At 56.8% G+C, this 16,436-nt stretch carries 15 protein-coding genes; 7 read left to right on the forward strand and 8 right to left on the reverse strand.

Translation table 11 applies throughout. The features are described 5' to 3' along the window. The first annotated feature begins 222 nt into the window (after positions 1-222). The 6 genes from QWJ34_RS06460 to QWJ34_RS06485 all read left to right on the forward strand — a co-directional run bounded on the left by QWJ34_RS06460 (position 223) and on the right by QWJ34_RS06485 (position 7,719). The gene (locus QWJ34_RS06460; protein ID WP_302726719.1) at positions 223-969 is read left to right on the forward strand and encodes a DeoR/GlpR family DNA-binding transcription regulator; all 747 of its coding nucleotides are present in this window, start codon (positions 223-225) and stop codon (positions 967-969) included. A 3-nt stretch (positions 970-972) separates the two neighbouring features. Continuing rightward, positions 973-1,884 carry a 1-phosphofructokinase gene (gene pfkB, locus QWJ34_RS06465; RefSeq protein ID WP_302726243.1) on the forward strand — a complete coding sequence of 304 codons (912 nt, stop codon included), beginning with the start codon at positions 973-975 and terminating at the stop codon, positions 1,882-1,884. Positions 1,885-1,997: 113 nt separating this feature from the next. Next, a complete protein-coding gene (locus tag QWJ34_RS06470) occupies positions 1,998-3,983 on the forward strand; it encodes a PTS fructose transporter subunit IIABC (RefSeq protein WP_302726244.1) in 1,986 nt (661 codons plus the stop codon). Positions 3,984-4,322: 339 nt separating this feature from the next. Continuing rightward, complete coding sequence (locus QWJ34_RS06475; protein WP_302726245.1) at positions 4,323-5,375, forward strand: glycosyltransferase; 1,053 nt, start codon at positions 4,323-4,325, stop codon at positions 5,373-5,375. Between the two features lie 16 nt (positions 5,376-5,391). Further along, positions 5,392-6,177, forward strand: coding sequence for a glycosyltransferase family 32 protein (locus tag QWJ34_RS06480; protein WP_302726246.1), 786 nt, complete (start codon positions 5,392-5,394; stop codon positions 6,175-6,177). A gap of 36 nt (positions 6,178-6,213) precedes the next feature. Then, entirely contained in the window at positions 6,214-7,719 is a 1,506-nt protein-coding gene (locus QWJ34_RS06485) for a polysaccharide biosynthesis protein (protein WP_302726247.1), read from the forward strand. A 123-nt stretch (positions 7,720-7,842) separates the two neighbouring features. Here QWJ34_RS06485 and QWJ34_RS06490 read toward each other — a convergent pair whose 3' ends face one another. The 4 genes from QWJ34_RS06490 to QWJ34_RS06505 all read right to left on the reverse strand — a co-directional run bounded on the left by QWJ34_RS06490 (position 7,843) and on the right by QWJ34_RS06505 (position 12,196). Next, positions 7,843-8,502, reverse strand: a complete 660-nt coding sequence (locus QWJ34_RS06490; RefSeq protein ID WP_302726248.1) for a hypothetical protein — start codon at positions 8,500-8,502, stop codon at positions 7,843-7,845. Between the two features lie 204 nt (positions 8,503-8,706). Next, positions 8,707-9,033, reverse strand: coding sequence for a hypothetical protein (locus tag QWJ34_RS06495; protein WP_302726249.1), 327 nt, complete (start codon positions 9,031-9,033; stop codon positions 8,707-8,709). A 60-nt stretch (positions 9,034-9,093) separates the two neighbouring features. Then, positions 9,094-10,809, reverse strand: a complete 1,716-nt coding sequence (locus QWJ34_RS06500) for an ABC transporter ATP-binding protein (RefSeq protein WP_302726721.1) — start codon at positions 10,807-10,809, stop codon at positions 9,094-9,096. A 187-nt stretch (positions 10,810-10,996) separates the two neighbouring features. Further along, the gene (locus QWJ34_RS06505; protein WP_302726250.1) at positions 10,997-12,196 is read right to left on the reverse strand and encodes an alanyl-tRNA editing protein; all 1,200 of its coding nucleotides are present in this window, start codon (positions 12,194-12,196) and stop codon (positions 10,997-10,999) included. 256 nt (positions 12,197-12,452) lie between these two features. Here QWJ34_RS06505 and QWJ34_RS06510 point away from each other — a divergent pair, with 256 nt between their 5' ends. After that, positions 12,453-13,019: an FAD-dependent oxidoreductase gene (locus tag QWJ34_RS06510; RefSeq protein WP_302726251.1), complete on the forward strand. Its 567-nt coding sequence runs from the start codon at positions 12,453-12,455 to the stop codon at positions 13,017-13,019. A 66-nt stretch (positions 13,020-13,085) separates the two neighbouring features. On the opposite strand, the gene QWJ34_RS06515 is transcribed toward QWJ34_RS06510, so the two are convergent. The 4 genes from QWJ34_RS06515 to QWJ34_RS06530 all read right to left on the reverse strand — a co-directional run bounded on the left by QWJ34_RS06515 (position 13,086) and on the right by QWJ34_RS06530 (position 16,419). Beyond that, positions 13,086-13,718: an SdpI family protein gene (locus QWJ34_RS06515; protein WP_302726252.1), complete on the reverse strand. Its 633-nt coding sequence runs from the start codon at positions 13,716-13,718 to the stop codon at positions 13,086-13,088. Between the two features lie 46 nt (positions 13,719-13,764). Then, positions 13,765-14,064: an autorepressor SdpR family transcription factor gene (locus QWJ34_RS06520; RefSeq protein ID WP_302726253.1), complete on the reverse strand. Its 300-nt coding sequence runs from the start codon at positions 14,062-14,064 to the stop codon at positions 13,765-13,767. A gap of 205 nt (positions 14,065-14,269) precedes the next feature. Further along, positions 14,270-15,187 carry a UTP--glucose-1-phosphate uridylyltransferase GalU gene (gene galU / locus QWJ34_RS06525; RefSeq protein WP_302726254.1) on the reverse strand — a complete coding sequence of 306 codons (918 nt, stop codon included), beginning with the start codon at positions 15,185-15,187 and terminating at the stop codon, positions 14,270-14,272. Then, entirely contained in the window at positions 15,184-16,419 is a 1,236-nt protein-coding gene (locus QWJ34_RS06530) for a glycosyltransferase (protein ID WP_368046295.1), read from the reverse strand. The genes galU and QWJ34_RS06530 overlap by 4 nt, the downstream gene beginning before the upstream one ends. Positions 16,420-16,436: the final 17 nt, after the last annotated feature.

Consider the following 16,436-nt stretch of genomic DNA (forward strand, 5'->3'; position numbering starts at 1 on the left):
CGATATTTGGAGCTGGACGTTCTTGAACGTTTATTGTCGGAAGAAGCTTCCAAACGATAGAAAAAAGGCTTTTTCGTAAGCGATGCCATTCGCTGGCTGCAAGGCATTGAAGGGCTTTCTTGGATCAAAAAAATATTTTGAATATTTTTGAATGATTTTGATAGAAAATGATTGTTTTTTGCGAACGATATGCTACAATGAGGAGCAGATGGAGGAATGAACATGCTGACAGAAGAACGATATCGACTCATATTACAGCGCTTACAGTCGTCGGGCATCGTCAAGCTGCAGGAGCTGGTTGAAGCTCTGGGCACGTCGGAATCGACCGTAAGACGCGATTTGATCGACCTGGAATCCCAGCATCTGCTGAAACGTGTTCACGGCGGGGCGTCCCTGCTGCACCGCCGGAGCGAAGAACCGGGCATGGAAGAAAAAACCTTCAAAAACGTTCAACAAAAAAACGCAGTCGGTCAAGCGGCGGCGCAGCAGCTTCGCGACGGAGAATGTATTTACATCGATGCCGGCACGACTACGCTGGCGATGATTCCTTATATCGAAGCGCGCGACATTACAGTCGTCACCAACGGCTTGTCGCACGTGGAGGCGCTGGTGAGCAAGAATATCCGCGCCTACCTGCTCGGCGGCATGATGAAAAGCCATACCAAAGCGGTAATCGGCAGCATCGCGCTTCAGAACATGGACAATTTCCGGTTCGACAAAGCGTTTATCGGAACGAACGGCGTCAATGCCGAGTTCGGCTTTACGACGCCTGACCCGGAAGAAGCGCTGATCAAGCGCCGCGCGCGGCAGCTGTCGGAACGCTCTTACGTGCTGGCGGATGCGAGCAAGTTCGGCGAAGTCGCTTTTGCCAAACTGTTCGATCTCAAAGAAGCGACGATCATCACCGATTCCGTTCCGGAACGTTGGAAGAAATCCATTGTTGAAAAAACCAAAATAATCGAGGGATAAATCATGATTTACACCGTTACGCTTAATCCTTCCATCGATTACATCGTGGAAGTCGAAGAGCTCCGGCTGGACGCTCTCAACCGCATGAAGCGGGACCTGAAACTTCCGGGAGGCAAGGGCATCAACGTCTCGCGCATCTTGAGCCGGCTGGATATTCCCAATACCGCGCTCGGCTTCCTGGGCGGATTCACCGGACGCTTTATCGAAGACGTGCTGCGGGGCGAATCGATCCGTACCGACTTCGTTCCGGTCGAAGGCGATACGCGCATCAATATCAAGTTGAAGCACGGCGGCGAAACCGAGATCAACGGGCAGGGGCCGCGAATAGGCGGCGAAGAAGCCGAAGCGCTGACGCGGAAGCTGGAAGCGCTGAGCGAAGAAGACGTCGTGATCCTGTCGGGAAGCGTTCCGCCGTCGCTCGGAGGAGATTTCTACGGGCGGCTGATCGCGATCGTGAAGGAACGCGGAGCGCGCTTCGTCATCGACACGACGGGCGAGGCGCTGCTGGAAGCGCTGCCGCACGGGCCGCTGCTCGTCAAGCCCAACCATCACGAGCTGGCCGAGCTGTTCGGCGTCGAGATCGAAGGACGCGAAGACCTGATCCGCTACGGCCGCAGGCTGCTGGAGAAAGGCGCGCAAAACGTGCTGATCTCGATGGCCGGCGACGGCGCGCTGCTGGTAACGCAGGAGAAGGTGTACCACGCCGACGTGCCGAGAGGCGAAGTCAAAAACTCCGTCGGCTCGGGCGACTCCATGATTGCCGGCTTCGTCGGCACGCTGGCGCAAACCGGCGATCCGCTGGCCGCGCTGCGCACCGGCACCGCTTCGGGCAGCGCCACGGCGTTCTCGGACGATCTGGCCGAGAGGACCAAGATCGAATCGCTGCTGCCGCAGGTGAAAGTGAGCGAGCTGTAACTATTATTTTTCAACTGGGCTTCAACCCGATCCCATCGTTTCGATAGCATCAAGCGGCGCGCGCCGAAGTAACGGACGCGCGTCGACCAACACCTCCGGAGGAGTGGAACAAGATGAGAATTACGGACCTGATGATTGAATCCGTCATGATTATGGATTTGCAGGCCACCACCAAGGACGCCGTGATCGACGAACTGATCGCGTCCTTGAATACAAGCGGAAGAATCAACGATCCCGCGGCGTTCAAGCAGGCGATTCTGAAGCGCGAAGGGGAGTCCAGCACGGGGATCGGCGACGGCATCGCGATGCCGCACGCCAAGACGAGCGCGGTCAACGAACCGACGGTCGTCTTCGCCAAAAGCTCCAAAGGCGTCGAATACGAATCGCTAGACGGCCAGCCGGCCGAAATCTTCTTTATGATCGCGGCGCCGGAAGGCGCGGGCAATACGCATCTGCGCACGCTGGCCGCCCTGTCGCGGCTGCTCGTGGATGCCGACTTTATCGCGCAGCTCAAGAGCACGAGTACTCCGGCCGAAGTTACCGTACTGTTCAACGCCAAGCAGGCGGAATCCGACGCGGCCGAAGCCGCCCGGGAAGCGAAGAAAGCGGAAGCGGCAAGAGCAGCGGATTCGTCTGTCGGAGGAAGCGCTTCCGGTTTGTCCGACGTGATCGTCGGCAATCCCGATTCCGATCGGTTCGTGGTTGCGGTTACGGCGTGCCCGACCGGAATCGCGCATACGTTTATGGCCGAAGACGCGCTGAAAAAGAAAGCGCGCGAACTCGGTATCAATATCCGCGTCGAAACGAACGGCTCCGAAGGCGTGGGCAACGAACTGACGGCCGCCGAGATCGCCCGCGCGAGCGGCGTCATTATCGCGGCGGACAAGAACGTGGAAATGGCCCGCTTCGACGGCAAGCCGGTGCTCCAGCGTCCGGTCAGCGACGGGATCCGCAAATCGGAAGAGCTGATTACCAAAGCGGTCAACGGCGAAGCGCCGATCTACCGTCACAGCGGCGGCGGAGCTGCCGCGAGCGGCGACCGTTCCGGCAAACCGAGCGTCGGCGGCAAGATCTATAAAGACCTGATGAACGGCATCTCGCATATGCTTCCGTTCGTGGTCGGCGGCGGTATCCTGATCGCGCTCTCGTTCCTGTTCGAACAATGGGGCGGAGGCGGTTCCGATAATCCGGTGTACAAACTGCTGATGAATATCGGCGGCGACAGCGCGTTCCACTTCCTGATTCCGATCCTGGCCGGCTTTATCGCGATGAGCATCGGCGACCGTCCGGCGCTGATGCCGGGTATCGTCGGCGGTTATATGGCAAGCCAGTCGGGCGCCGGCTTCCTCGGCGGTCTGGCCGCCGGTTTCCTGGCCGGTTATATCGTCATCGGCCTGCGCAGGATGCTCAGAGGCCTGCCGAAAACGCTCGACGGCCTGAAACCGATTCTGCTGTATCCGGTGCTCGGCTTGTTCGCAACCGGCGTAATCATGTACTATGTGTTCGACCCGGTCTTCAGCTGGCTCAATACCGGCCTGACCAATGTGCTTGAAAATCTCGGCACGGGCAACGCAGTGCTGCTCGGCCTGGTGCTCGGCGGCATGATGGCGATCGATATGGGCGGTCCGTTCAACAAAGCGGCGTATACGTTCGCGATCGGCATCTTCACGTCGACGGGCGACGGCGCATGGATGGCGGCCGTTATGGCCGGCGGCATGGTGCCTCCGCTGGCGATCGCGCTGGCGACGACGTTCTTCCGCAATAAGTTCGACGAGCAGGAACGCAAATCCGGTATCACGAACTATGTGCTCGGCCTCAGCTTCATTACCGAAGGCGCGATTCCGTTCGCGGCGGCCGATCCGCTGCGCGTCCTGACTTCCTGCATCATCGGTTCGGCGGTAGCCGGCGGCCTGACCCAGCTGTGGCACGTCAACGTTCCGGCTCCGCACGGCGGCATCTTCGTCGCTTTCCTAGCGAACCACGCGCTGCTGTTCATCGTGGCGGTGCTGATCGGCGCGGTCATCTCCGGCCTGATCCTGGGCCTGTGGAAAAAGACGCTGGCGCAGCGCGAAGAGATCGCGGCGAGAAAAGCGGCTTAACCGTCAAAGACTGGATATTATCGATGGGATATAGAAGATCCTTACATTTCGAAACCGGAATGTAAGGATCTTTTTTACGATTTTCCGAAAAGTGCTGCGTAAATTTTCAGTAATTATTTTCAACTGATTCAATCGTCACGGGTGCAGGTTAAATATGTCACGTGCTTAGGAGTTAGGTACCATATTTTAGGTAAAAAACAAAAAAATGCGGCTTCGTTTATACGTTTTTTATACATACATTAGCTATATAGCCGCATACGCCAAGGCCATGCAGGGCCCAAGAATGATAAGTCTAACCAAAAGGAGGCGAAATCGCTGAAACCTCTCATAAGCGCGATTGTGCCGGTATTTAATATCGAAGATTTCCTGGAGAGATGTCTGGACAGCTTATCGGCCCAAACGCTGAAAGAGATCGAGATTATTATCGTGGACGACGGCTCGACCGATCGTTCTCCGGAAATTATTTCGGCCTATGCCGCGCGCGACGCGAGAATCGTACCGATTCGTCAGGAGAACCGGGGGCTCAGCGGAGCGCGCAATACCGGACTGGATGCCGCTTCGGGCAAATTTGTGGCATTTATCGATTCGGACGACTGGATCGAGAACGAAATGTTTGAGAAAATGGTGAACAAAGCCGAGCGCGACTCGGCGGATTTGTGCGCCTGCGACTTTACGCTGGCTTACCCGGAAGGCCGGTTCGTGCGCGGAATGCTTGAACTGCGGGACGAGAAGCTGGAGATCGGCAGCTATGGTCTCGACCGCTTCTGGAACGGCAAAAAGTATTCGGTCGTCGTCTGGAACAAGATTTACCGCAGGGCGATTATTGAAAAACACGGTCTGCGGTTCGAGTCGAATCGCAACGTGTTCAGCGAAGACGTTTTGTTCAATCTGTGCTTTTTGAAACATGTCGCGGTCTGCTCTTCGGTACAGGGGTCTTATTATTACTATTTCCAGCGCGAAAATTCGTTGATGAACAGTCCGAAGCCGGATTATTTGAAAAGAGAACTTTTCCTCGTAGACCGCTTTCGCGAATATTACGCAGACTACGAAGATCGCGCGGTCTATGACAATCTGATGACGAGACTGTTCTTCGAGCGGATCCAAAACGCCTGCCTGCACAATTTGTCTGTAGGGCTGGGCCGCCGCTTCGTTCGTTCGGAACTGGAAACCGCGGGGCGTCATCCGCTGTTCGGAAGCTGCATGAGCAAAGCGGCGCGCGATCGCGAAATCTGGATGCCGATGCGCATATTGGCCCGAATCTGCCGGCGGCGGCTGTACGGTTCGGCGGCTGTTTATCTGCGGATCCTGCTGCTGCTTTCGAATATGAGAAAAAGAAAACGTGAACGGGCCCGCAGCGCGATTGCCAAGTCTCCGCAGGCTCGAATCATTTAATTAGGGAGGAATGCAGGTGGAACAGGAACACATCCCCAAAATCATTCATTACTGCTGGTTCGGGCGCGGGGAGCTGCCGGAACTTGCCGTAAAATGTATCGAAAGTTGGAAAACGTATCTGCCGGATTACAAAATCGTTCGCTGGGACGAGGACAGCTTCGATATCGAATCCAACCTGTTTGTGCGTCAAGCGTACAAAGCGCGAAAATTTGCGTTCGTCAGCGATTACGTTCGTTTATATGCGCTGTATACGCAGGGCGGAATTTATATGGATACCGATCTGCAGGTGCTTAAATCGCTCGATCCTTTTCTGCATCACGAGGCGTTTTCCGGCTTCGAGACGCCCAAAACGATTCCGACCGCGGTGATGGGGGCCAAAGCGGGCAGTCCCGTCATGCATGCGTTTCTCGATTACTATACGGACCGCTCTTTTATCAAACCGGACGGGAATATGGATATTACGACGAACGTGAAAATTATTACCGAATACTGCTTGTCCAGAGGATTCGAGCCGAACAATGAGTATCAGGTGTTCGAAGGTTTTGCCCTTTATCCCAAAAATGTATTCAGCCCGATGGATTGGAATCCCGACAAGGAAAAGATCGCCGATAAACCCATTCCCGAGGAAAGCTATACCGTGCACCACTTTGCCGGCTCCTGGCTGAGCGAAAAAGATATTCGGCGCAGCAAAAGTCTGCTCTGGCGAAAATTCGGCCGTCAAATCGGTTTTGCGCTCCGGATGACGCGAGCCGTGGTGGGAGACAAAGCATACGCCAAAATCAAACAAAAATACGGAAGCTGACAGGATCCGTCCCAGCCGAAAGGAAATGGAAAAGCCGTGAGAACCAAACGCGCCATATACAATACCCTGACTGCCCTTTTGATGCAGCTGATCAATTTCGGAGCGGGACTGATTATTCCCCGCCTGATTATCGAAAGTTACGGATCGAACGTCAACGGGCTGGTCGTCTCGATCGTGCAATTTATCGGATACTTGTATCTGATCGAGGTCGGCATCTCGGGCGCGCTGACGTTTTCGCTTTATAAACCTTTGGCGGAAGGCGATACGGCTGCGGTAAACCGCATACTGACCGCCGCCAAAAATACGTATCGCCAGATCGGGTTATACGCCTCCGGAATCGTGCTGATTATGATGTTCGTATATCCGCTGTTCGTGATCGGCGAGCAAATTACATACTTTGAAGTCGCGGCTCTGGTCGCCGCTGTCGGAAGCGCCAGCCTGCTGAATTATTTTACGATAGCCAAGTACAACGCGCTGCTTGTCGCTTCGCAGTCCAATTACGTGCTTTCGATATTCCGCATCGTTTACTTGATCGCCAATACGCTGATTATTGTCGGCATGGTGCATGCGGGAGCCCATTTTGCGCTGGTATATACAGCCGCGCTCGGAGCGCAGCTGCTGCAGGCGATAGGGATCATCCTGTACGCCAAACGCAAATATCCGGACGCCCGTTTCGATGCCGAGCCGGATACAAGCGCGCTGGCCAACCGAAACAATGTACTCGTGCATGAGCTGTCGCGCATGGCCGTTTTCGGTTCTCCGGTTATTCTGCTCACCTTGTTTGCCACATTGACCGACGTCAGTATTTATTCGGTCTACGCGCTCGTATTCACCGGCATAAACATGATTATCGGGGTATTCAACAACGGTCTTACGGCCGGCTTCGGCCAGCTTTTTACGCAAAAAGAAATGCGGAGCAACCTGCAAGTTTCGTATTCGCAGTATGAGCTTCTGTTCTATATGATCCTGGCATTCGTATATTCATGCGCCTGGATTCTGGGGCTGCCGTTTGTTCATGTCTATACGGACGGAATCAGCACCACCCGTTACGAAGACGGCATCGTTCTGCTGCTGTTCGTGGTAATCGGCGTGCTGGAGAACTGGAAAATTCCTCAATCCACGCTTATCATCGCGGCCGGGCACTTCAAAGAAACCCGTCATCGCGCTATTATCGAAGCCGTGATTGTACTGATTGCTTCGACGATCCTGGTGTTTCCGCTGGGACTTAAAGGCGTACTGATCGGCAGTTCGCTCGGTCTGGCTTATCGGGCGATCGATCTGCTGTATGCGCACAAATTGATCGGAATCTCTTTTACGCCCACTCTGCTGCGGTTGATTCGCGTGTTCGTGACGGGGGCGATTATTATTGCGCCGTTCGAGACCGTCTTCGATCTGCATGCGACAGGCATGTGGAGCTGGGTCGTTCAGGCGATCGGCGTTGCGCTCTGGGCCGGCTTCGTGATTCTGATTGCCAATTTACTGTTGGAACGCAAAGCGCTCGCAGCCGTGCTGTCGCGCGTAACCCGAGTATTCAAGCGTTGAAGATGACGACAAACAGCCCGGATTCCGTCAGAGGAATCCAGGCTGTTTTGGATTTTGCTTTTCGCTGCCGGGCGCGGTTTGCTGTTCTTTCTAACGCGGTTGCGTCAAGCTAAAGAGGAGGAATCAGGCTCCCGTGGTGGACGTATTCGCAATCCGCTGCTGCGCATTTTTGACCACGGCCGCCGTTTGTTCGGTCTGGGCTTTGAGCTTGTTGATATCGTCCTGGAGCTGCGTGTCGTTCTCCTGCTCGCGCTGGAACTTCTCCAGTTCGACTTTGAGCTGGTTGATCGCGGCTTCGATCTCGACTTTCCATTCCTGGGCGACTTCGGCGACTTCTTTGCCGAAAGCGATCAGTTCTTTGCCTTTTTCGGCTGCGATCTGGCCTTTTTCCTTGAGCGTTACGATGGCGCTTTGACCTTTGTTCTTGGCCGTTTCGAACGTCTCCTGGCTTTTTTCCTTAATCGTGACGGCGGTGCCGACGCTTTTGTCTTTGATCAGAAGCGCGGTATCCACGCTTTTGTCTTTCAGATCGATCGCGGCGGCGACGCCGCGGTCTTTGAGTTCAAGACTTTTGTCTTTGATTCCGAGCGCGACTTCTACGCCTTTGTCCTTGAGTTCGATCCCTTTGTCTTTCAACTCGATGCCTTTGGCCTTGTAGTCGATCGCGGCCAGATCGCGGCGCGTTTCGGCTCCCGCTTTCGGCGCAAGCAGCAGAGCTGCGGCGCCTCCCACCGCGGCACCCGCCGCAAGTCCGGCAATAAATTTTACTGTTTGATTCGCCATATGTAGGCCTCCTGTCTGAAAGGTTCTCTTCTAGTATTACCCTCATCGGCGGTTCTGAATAGAGTCAGCCAGCAGTTTGTACAAAAAAAGACACCCCGGCCGCCGATAGGGCGGCCGAAGTGCCGGCTGATACGGAGTAAACGGACGATCTCTGTCAAGCGGAAGCCGATGATCCTTACGCTTTCGGCGATCCCGGAACGGCGCTTATTCCGGCTTGTCCCCGGGTTTATCCTGGGCTTCGGCGGAGTCCGACGATTCTTCAGGCGAAGAACCGGTCTCGGGCTCCGTTTCCAGTGTTTCGATCGCTTCTTTCCAATCCTCTTCATGGGTGATCTCTTTGCCCAGCGCGATCAAATCGAGCGTTCTCTCGACCGTCTCGTGACCGAGATCTTTCGTTTGATCGGCCAGCTTGCGCATGCCGCGTCTTGCGCCGGCGCCCTGGGCGGAAGTCAGGAACCAGGCGGCTACTCCCGCTCCGGCCAGTGTCCCGGCTACAATACGTCCCACGCGCTTCATCGTCACTTCGTCCATCGGATCAGCTCCTCGTCGAATCCAGCAATTGACCTTCTTCTCTTCATTAACCCCGTTCGGTCAGCTGCCAAACTGCGCTTCGTGCAGACGGCTGTAAACGCCGCCCGACGCGACGAGTTCGTCGTGGCGGCCCTGCTCGGCAATGCCGTCTTTGTTCACGACGATGATCCGATCCGCATTGCGGATCGTCGCCAGACGGTGAGCGATTACAAGCGTCGTACGGCCCACGGACAGTTCGGCGAGCGATTTCTGGATCGCCAGTTCCGTTTCGGTGTCGAGCGCCGAGGTCGCTTCGTCGAGAATCAGGATCGGCGGATTCTTGAGGAACATGCGCGCGATCGCCATCCGCTGCTTCTGGCCGCCGGACAGCTTTACGCCGCGCTCGCCGATAATCGTATCCATGCCTTCCGGCATCTGGCGGATGACGTCGGCCATATGGGCGCGCTCCGCGGCGTTCCAGATCTCTTCAAGCGAAGCGTCGAGCTTGCCGTATGCGATATTTTCGCGAATCGAGCCGGAGAACAAGAACACGTCCTGCTGCACGATCCCGATCTGCTTGCGCAGCGATTCCAGCTTCATATCGCGGATATCGAGGCCGTCCACGCTGATCGAGCCGGACTTTACGTCGTAGAAGCGCGGCAGCAGGCTGCAGATCGTCGTTTTGCCGGCGCCGGACGGGCCGACAAAAGCGACGGTCTCGCCCGGATGCACCTGGAGGCTGATGTCTTCGAGCACCGGCCGTTCGTTCTCGTAACCGAACGAGACGTTGTCGAAATGGATCTCGCCTTTGAGCGAGTCGACGGCTTTGGCATTCGGCGCGTCCTGAATATCCGGCTCGGTATCCATGATTTCCAGATAGCGCCTGAAGCCGGCAATGCCTTTCGGATAACTTTCGATAACCGCGTTGATCTTCTCGATCGGACGGAAAAAGACGTTCGCCAGCAGTTGGAAAGCGACGAATTCGCCGATCAGGATCTCGCCGCGGATAAAGTACCAGGCTCCGAACACGAGCACAAGCACGCTGATCAACCGCATCATCATATAGTTGACCGACATGCTGCCGGCCATCGTTTTATAAGCGAGCAGCTTCGTTTTGCGGAATTCCTGGTTCTCGACATCGAACAGTTCGCGCTCGTGCGCTTCGTTGGCGAACGACTGCACGACGCGAATGCCGCCGATATTGTCTTCGATCCGCGCATTGAAGTTGCCGACGTTGCCGAACAGGCGGCTGTACGTGCGCGTCATGCGGCGGCCGAAGAAGATAATCATCCAGGCCATAACCGGAACCACGATAAACGTGATGATCGCAAGCTCCGGACTGATATTGTACATCAGGATAAACGAGCCGATCAGCGTCATGACGGCGATAAACACATCTTCCGGCCCGTGGTGCGCCAGTTCGCCGATATCGTTCAAGTCGTTTGTGATGCGGCCGATCAGATGACCGGTTTTATGATTGTCAAAAAACCGGAACGACAGCTTCTGGATCTTGCCGAACAGATTTCTGCGCATATCAGTCTCGATATTGACGCCCAGCATATGTCCCCAGTACGTTACGATGTACTGCATGGCCGTATTCAGCGCGTAGATCGCCAGCAGCGCCGCGCAGGCGGCGATAATCAGTCCCCAGTTTCCGCCGGGAAGCAGGTCGTCGATAAAAACGTTGACCGCCAGCGGGAAGGTCAGCTCGAGCAGGCCGGCGAAAACGGCGCAGCAGAAGTCGAGCGCGAACAATCCTTTATACGGGCGGTAAAATTCGAAGAAACGTTTCAAAATGTTAATGCCAATCCCTCTTTTCTATCTGCTTGTATCCCTATGTAAGACGGCCGGCCGCCGAATCCGGGCCTCATTGAGAATCATTCTCTATGATAGCTTGAAAGAGTGGAGAAGGGCAAGAAATAAAAAGAAAAAGACTCCCTTTTTCAGCAGGAGTCTTCATCAATCGATCCAAATGCCCGGAAGCTCAGGAACGTTCTTCGCCGCCGGAGAAGCGGTCGGTCAGCATGGCATAGAAGTCGAGCAGTTCGTCTTCGGAGCCGAAAGCGGCCTGGGCGGATTTGTCTCCGCCTCCGCCTTTGCCGCCGAATTCGGCGAGCTTTTCTTTGAGCACGCTGCCGCAGGAGAAGCCGGATTCGCCGCCGTGGGCCAGCAGCAGCTTGCGTTCCGGCACGGAAGCCAGCACGACAGGCTTTTTGGTCCGCCCGATCAGGGAGGAAGCGAGCTGCTGAAGATCTTTGAGCATCCGGTCGCCGAACAGCTTCGCTACCGGACCGCCGGAAGTTTCCGCCTGCTGGATCAACTCGCTTGCCGTATGCTGATCCAGCAGACCCTGCAGTTCATTCAGTTCGGACTGCCTTTTCCGGTCTTCCGCTGCCCACTTGTCGATGCGCGCGGGCAGTTCTTCTTTCGGCGTGCTGAGCCTGGACGACAGGGCGTTCAGCACTTTCGATTGTTCGCCGAATTCGCGCAGCGCCCGGAAGCCGGTCTTGAACGTGATGCGCAGCAGGCCTTTTTGCTTCTCGGATCTGAGCAGCTTCACCAGTCCCAGCTCGCCGGTCGAACGGACATGCGTGCCGCCGCAGGCATTGTATTCGATGCCTTCGATCTCGACGATGCGGACGTCTCCCCGGACGGAAGGCGCTTTAACCAGCGGAAGCCGGGACGCTTCTTCGGGACTGACCGTATAACTTGCGATCGGCAGACTGCGGAAGATCCGCGCGTTGACCTCATATTCCAGCTTCTCCAGCTCGATGTCCGTCCACTCCGACCGGTCCACGTCGATCGTGGCGTGGTCCTGCCCGAGATGGAAGCTGAGCGTGGGCGCTTCGAGCAGTTCCAGGGCGGTCGCCGACAGCAGATGCTGGCCGCTGTGCTGCTGCATATGATCGAACCGCCGTTCCCAATCGATCTCGCAGGACACTTCTTCTCCGGTTTCTCCCGGCAGCCGGTCTACTTGGTGCATCACATCGCCGTTTTCCCCGATCGTATCCAGCACGCGCGCTTCGCCGATCCAGCCCGTATCGCCCGGCTGTCCGCCGCCCTCGGGGTAGAACGCCGTTTCGTCCAGCAGCACGTAAATCCCGTCTTCCCGCTGCGCGGTCTGCGAGATGCGGGCGGTCCACTCGCGCGTATAAGCGGAATCGTAATACAGTTTATGCGTCATAGCGGTCTCCTTTGGTATTCCGGCGCGGCAAGCTTTGATCGGATGCCTCCTGCGCTTCGCCGCCCGGAAGGTTCTGTTTGCATCGTATCGCATATCGGAGGCGCGGGCAATCCCGCAGCGAAGGGATGTTAACCCGAACGGGCGCGGAATCGGAGGTTGTATTTTTCATGGTGATCGCACGGGCGTATAATGAAAAAGAACGGACGGCGGAAGTATGAAGACCGGCGGGCCGAATACGGAAATGGGAGGAATCACAATGTACGAAGTGGCAGTTATCGGAGCGGGACCGGCGGGGGCGAGCGCGGCGCTGTTTACCGCCAAGGCGGGCAAGCACACGCTGCTGATCGACAACGACAAAGGCATGACGAGACGCGGCTGGTACGAAAACTATTACGGCATCGAGCAGGTAGGCGGACCGGAACTGGTGGAAACGGGGCATAAGCAGGCACAGAAATTCGGGGCCGAGCTGGTGCGCGAGCAGGCCGTTTCGATCGAACAAAGCGGCGAAGGCTTCAAGATCGACACGGAAAGCGGCGCGTCTTACGAAGCGAAGCACGTGATCCTGGCGACCGGCGCGCTGACCGACCTGGCCGCGAAGTCCGGCGTGGAAACGACAGACGGCACCGAGCCGCGCATCAAAACGGTTGTCGCCGTCGACGCCGCGGGACGCACCAATATTGCGGGCATTTGGGCGGCCGGCACCGTCGCGGGCGTCAGCGTGCACGCGGTGATTACGGCGGGCGACGGCGCGAAAACGGCGGTCAACGTGATCAGCGAGCTGAACGGCGAACGGTATGTCGATCACGATCTGCTGCAAAAGTAACCGGCACAAAAACGGCCCGAGCCAAGCGGCGGCGGGCCGTTTTTTGTTTGGCTTATTCGTATGCGTTTACCTGCCGCCGGCCGACGTATATTTTCGATAAAAGAAAAAAGAAGCAGCGTAATTGATCATGACGAGTCCTACGATGAGAGCCGTATAAAACAGTGCGGACTGCGGACGGAAAGAAGCGGCGACCACCAGCAAACCGGCGGAAATAAAAGAACAGCCTCCGAACCGCTGAGACGACTTCCAGGCCTGTGAGTCCGCTAGAGCCCACTTGTTGAGGAGGCCGAACGAGAAGTTGGGCCGGGCTCGAAATAAGACATTGCCGATAAAAATAAGCAGCAGACCGAGCGCGGGGACGATCAAGTCCCGAAGCAGAAAACCGCGATTGTAGGCGTAGAGCAGCAGTGCGATCTGCGCTCCGGCAAGCACGAACTGAACAATCATAGAAATCAAACCCGCATCCCTTACACTGTTTCCGGGAACGCCGCGCAGCGCATAAGGTCTTGTCGCATGAAGCAGCAGCATGACCAGCGGAATCGCCCAGGCTCCGATCCATTTGGGAGCCGTGTTCAGGGGAACGCCGCTATCGCTGATCCGAATGACAAGCTGCTCCGGCAGGCCGGGGTAAACGGCGATACTGACGATGGCGATAACGGCAATCAGAATCCATGACAATCGTTTGTTCCATACCGACATATCGAACTCTCCTTTACGGCGGCGCTTCCGGAAGACGGGGTTGGCATTATTCGGAGCGGGGAAAAGATTCCGACCCGGACGAAGTCCGTCGCTCGCCGCGAAATTTGGACATCCAGTAGAACAATTCCTGAAAAGCGGTCATGTTCAACTGATAAATCAGGTATTTGCCGCGGCGTTCGACATGAACGAGCCCTGTTTGCGTCAGGATATTCAGATGATTGGAAATACTCGGCTTGCTGATCTGGAAGTGCTCGGCAATCTCACCCGCGGTCAGGTCGCTTTCTTTCAACAGATCGACGATCTTCATGCGGGTCGGGTCGCCCAGCGCTTTGAATATTCGGTCCATGTGTACACCTCATTTCAACATTTAGTTAAATGTCTAAATGTAATATAGCACAGAATACGGCGCCGGAGAAGAAACCGGAAGCCGATTCACAAAATCGTCGAATTCAAAACGCCAAAAAACTTCGTTCTCCGCGAAGCGGAAACGAAGTCTTGGACAGGGATAGCAAAAACGTGTATGAGAAATAAAGTTCCGTTATAGCTTTAAGCTATGCGTTTTGCGAATTCAAAGGGAGCGGTACTGCCGCTCTGGCATACTCCGGCCGCGAAACCAGTTCGTGCAGGTAATCGAGCAGCATCGGCGAGAGTTCGGAGCGCCGGAGGCCGATCTCCAGGATCGCTTTCATATAGCCGAACTTGTCGCCGATATCGTAGCGGGCGCCCTGGAGTTCGAGCGCGAGCAGTCCGTCTGTCCGGCAGGCGGCGTGCAGCGCGTCGGTCAGCTGGTATTCGCCGCCCGCGCCGGGAGACAGCGCTTCGAGCCGGGCGAAGATCGACGGTTCGAGAATATAACGGCCCATCACGGCCATATTCGAAGGCGCCTGCTCGGGCGAAGGCTTCTCGATTAGGCCGGCGGCCGCATGCACGCAGCCGTCCGCCGTGCCCGGTACCAGAATGCCGTATTTGTTCACTTCGGAACGGGGAACCGGCTGCACGCCGACGATCTGGCTTCCGGTCCGTTCGTACAAGTCGGTCATCTGCTTGAGCGCCGGCGGATCGGAGACCATGATATCGTCGCCGAGCAGCACGGCGAACGGTTCGTCGCCGATAAACTGCCGGGCGCACAGGATGGCATGGCCCAATCCGAGCGGCTCGCGCTGGCGGATATAATGGATGCTCGCCATTTCGCTAATTCCGCGCACGCTGCGCAGCAGATCGAGCTTGCCTTTTTCTTCAAGCTGCTGTTCCAGTTCGACCGATTTGTCGAAGTGATCTTCGATCGATTTCTTGTTGCGGCCGGTGACGATAATCAGGCTCTCGATGCCGGCCGCGACGGCTTCTTCGACGATATACTGGATCGCCGGTTTGTCGACGATCGGCAGCATTTCTTTCGGCTGCGCTTTGGTCGCCGGCAGGAAGCGCGTGCCGAGACCGGCGGCCGGAATCACGGCTTTGCGGATCTTCATCTTCGCTCGCCTCCCGTGCCGGTTGGATGCCGGAGCGTAATATGCGGCGGTTCGTGATGCGCATACCGGAGCGCGTAATCGGCGGGAACAGCGGCGGGACTGTCCGGCCGGCTGCGAACCGGGCGCGCTTCGCCGGCAGGGTCCGCGTAATCGGCGGATTCCGCCGCGCGGATAATCGCTTCGGATTCGCCGGCGTAGGACGACGGGTCGCCGTAAGCTTCCCGGCCGAGCGGCGGGGAGCCGGCCGGGGCGGCGTAAACTCGCGGTCCGGCGCTGTCGCCGCGCAGCGGACGTTTCTGCATATTCAGCGTTTCGCGCACGATGTACAGCGGCCGGCCTTTCGCTTCGTCGTAGATACGGCCCACATATTCGCCGATGATGCCGAGCATCACCAGGATTACGCCGTCGAAGATCAGCTGGAGGCAGATGGTGGACGCCCAGCCTCGGATGGTACTGTCGGTGAACAGCGCCATGGCGAGCACGTACAGCATATAAACGAAGCCACCCGCCGACATCAGCGCGCCCGCGTAACCGGCCAGCTTCAGCGGCTTATGCGAAAAAGAAGTGATGCCGTCCAGGCAGAGTTTGATCATTTTTTTGAGCGGATATTTGGTTTCGCCGGCCAGCCGCTCGTCGCGTTCGTACTCGATCGCGGTCTGACGGAAGCCGGTCCAGCTGACCAGGCCGCGCACGAACGGATTGCGTTCGCCGAGCCGGTTCATCTCGTCGCAGACTTTGCGGTCGATCAGCCGGAAATCGCCGGTGTCGACCGGGATCGAAATTTCCGTCGAAGCCCGCAGCACCCGGTAAAAAAGCGCCGCCGACCATTTCTTGAACAGCGTCTCGCCTTTGCGTTTGACGCGCTGCGCGTAGACGACCTCGTAGCCTTCGCGCCATTTGTTCAGCATGTCGAGAATCAGCGCCGGCGGGTCCTGCAAATCGGCGTCGATAATGACCACGGCGTCGCCGGATGCGTAATCCATGCCCGCGGTTACGGCGACCTGGTGGCCGAAGTTGCGGGAGAAATCGATCAGCTTGACCGACGCGTCGCGCAGCGACAGCTCGCGGATAATGTCCGGCGACCGGTCCGAGCCGCCGTCGTTGACGAACAGCAGCTCGTAGCTTTCGCCGCTTGTGCGCATCACTTCCGTCAGCCGGCGATACGTCTCGGCTATGACGGCTTCTTCGTTGTACATCGGGATAATCACGGAAACCCGTGCTTTGTTTCCCATCGTGCTCGCCTCCTCGG

The sequence above is a fragment of the Saccharibacillus sp. CPCC 101409 genome, from assembly GCF_030518235.1.
GTDB lineage: Bacteria > Bacillota > Bacilli > Paenibacillales > Paenibacillaceae > Saccharibacillus.

Excerpts from the sequence above, each read along its gene's own strand:
- QWJ34_RS06460 (WP_302726719.1), top strand. The coding sequence starts at position 223 with ATGCTGACAGAAGAACGATATCGACTCATATTACAGCGCTTACAGTCG.
- pfkB (WP_302726243.1), top strand. The coding sequence starts at position 973 with ATGATTTACACCGTTACGCTTAATCCTTCCATCGATTACATCGTGGAA.
- QWJ34_RS06470 (WP_302726244.1), top strand. The coding sequence starts at position 1,998 with ATGAGAATTACGGACCTGATGATTGAATCCGTCATGATTATGGATTTG.
- QWJ34_RS06490 (WP_302726248.1), bottom strand. The coding sequence starts at position 8,502 with ATGGCGAATCAAACAGTAAAATTTATTGCCGGACTTGCGGCGGGTGCC.
- QWJ34_RS06495 (WP_302726249.1), bottom strand. The coding sequence starts at position 9,033 with ATGGACGAAGTGACGATGAAGCGCGTGGGACGTATTGTAGCCGGGACA.
- QWJ34_RS06505 (WP_302726250.1), bottom strand. The coding sequence starts at position 12,196 with ATGACGCATAAACTGTATTACGATTCCGCTTATACGCGCGAGTGGACC.
- QWJ34_RS06510 (WP_302726251.1), top strand. The coding sequence starts at position 12,453 with ATGTACGAAGTGGCAGTTATCGGAGCGGGACCGGCGGGGGCGAGCGCG.
- QWJ34_RS06515 (WP_302726252.1), bottom strand. The coding sequence starts at position 13,718 with ATGTCGGTATGGAACAAACGATTGTCATGGATTCTGATTGCCGTTATC.
- QWJ34_RS06520 (WP_302726253.1), bottom strand. The coding sequence starts at position 14,064 with ATGGACCGAATATTCAAAGCGCTGGGCGACCCGACCCGCATGAAGATC.
- galU (WP_302726254.1), bottom strand. The coding sequence starts at position 15,187 with ATGAAGATCCGCAAAGCCGTGATTCCGGCCGCCGGTCTCGGCACGCGC.
- QWJ34_RS06530 (WP_368046295.1), bottom strand. The coding sequence starts at position 16,419 with ATGGGAAACAAAGCACGGGTTTCCGTGATTATCCCGATGTACAACGAA.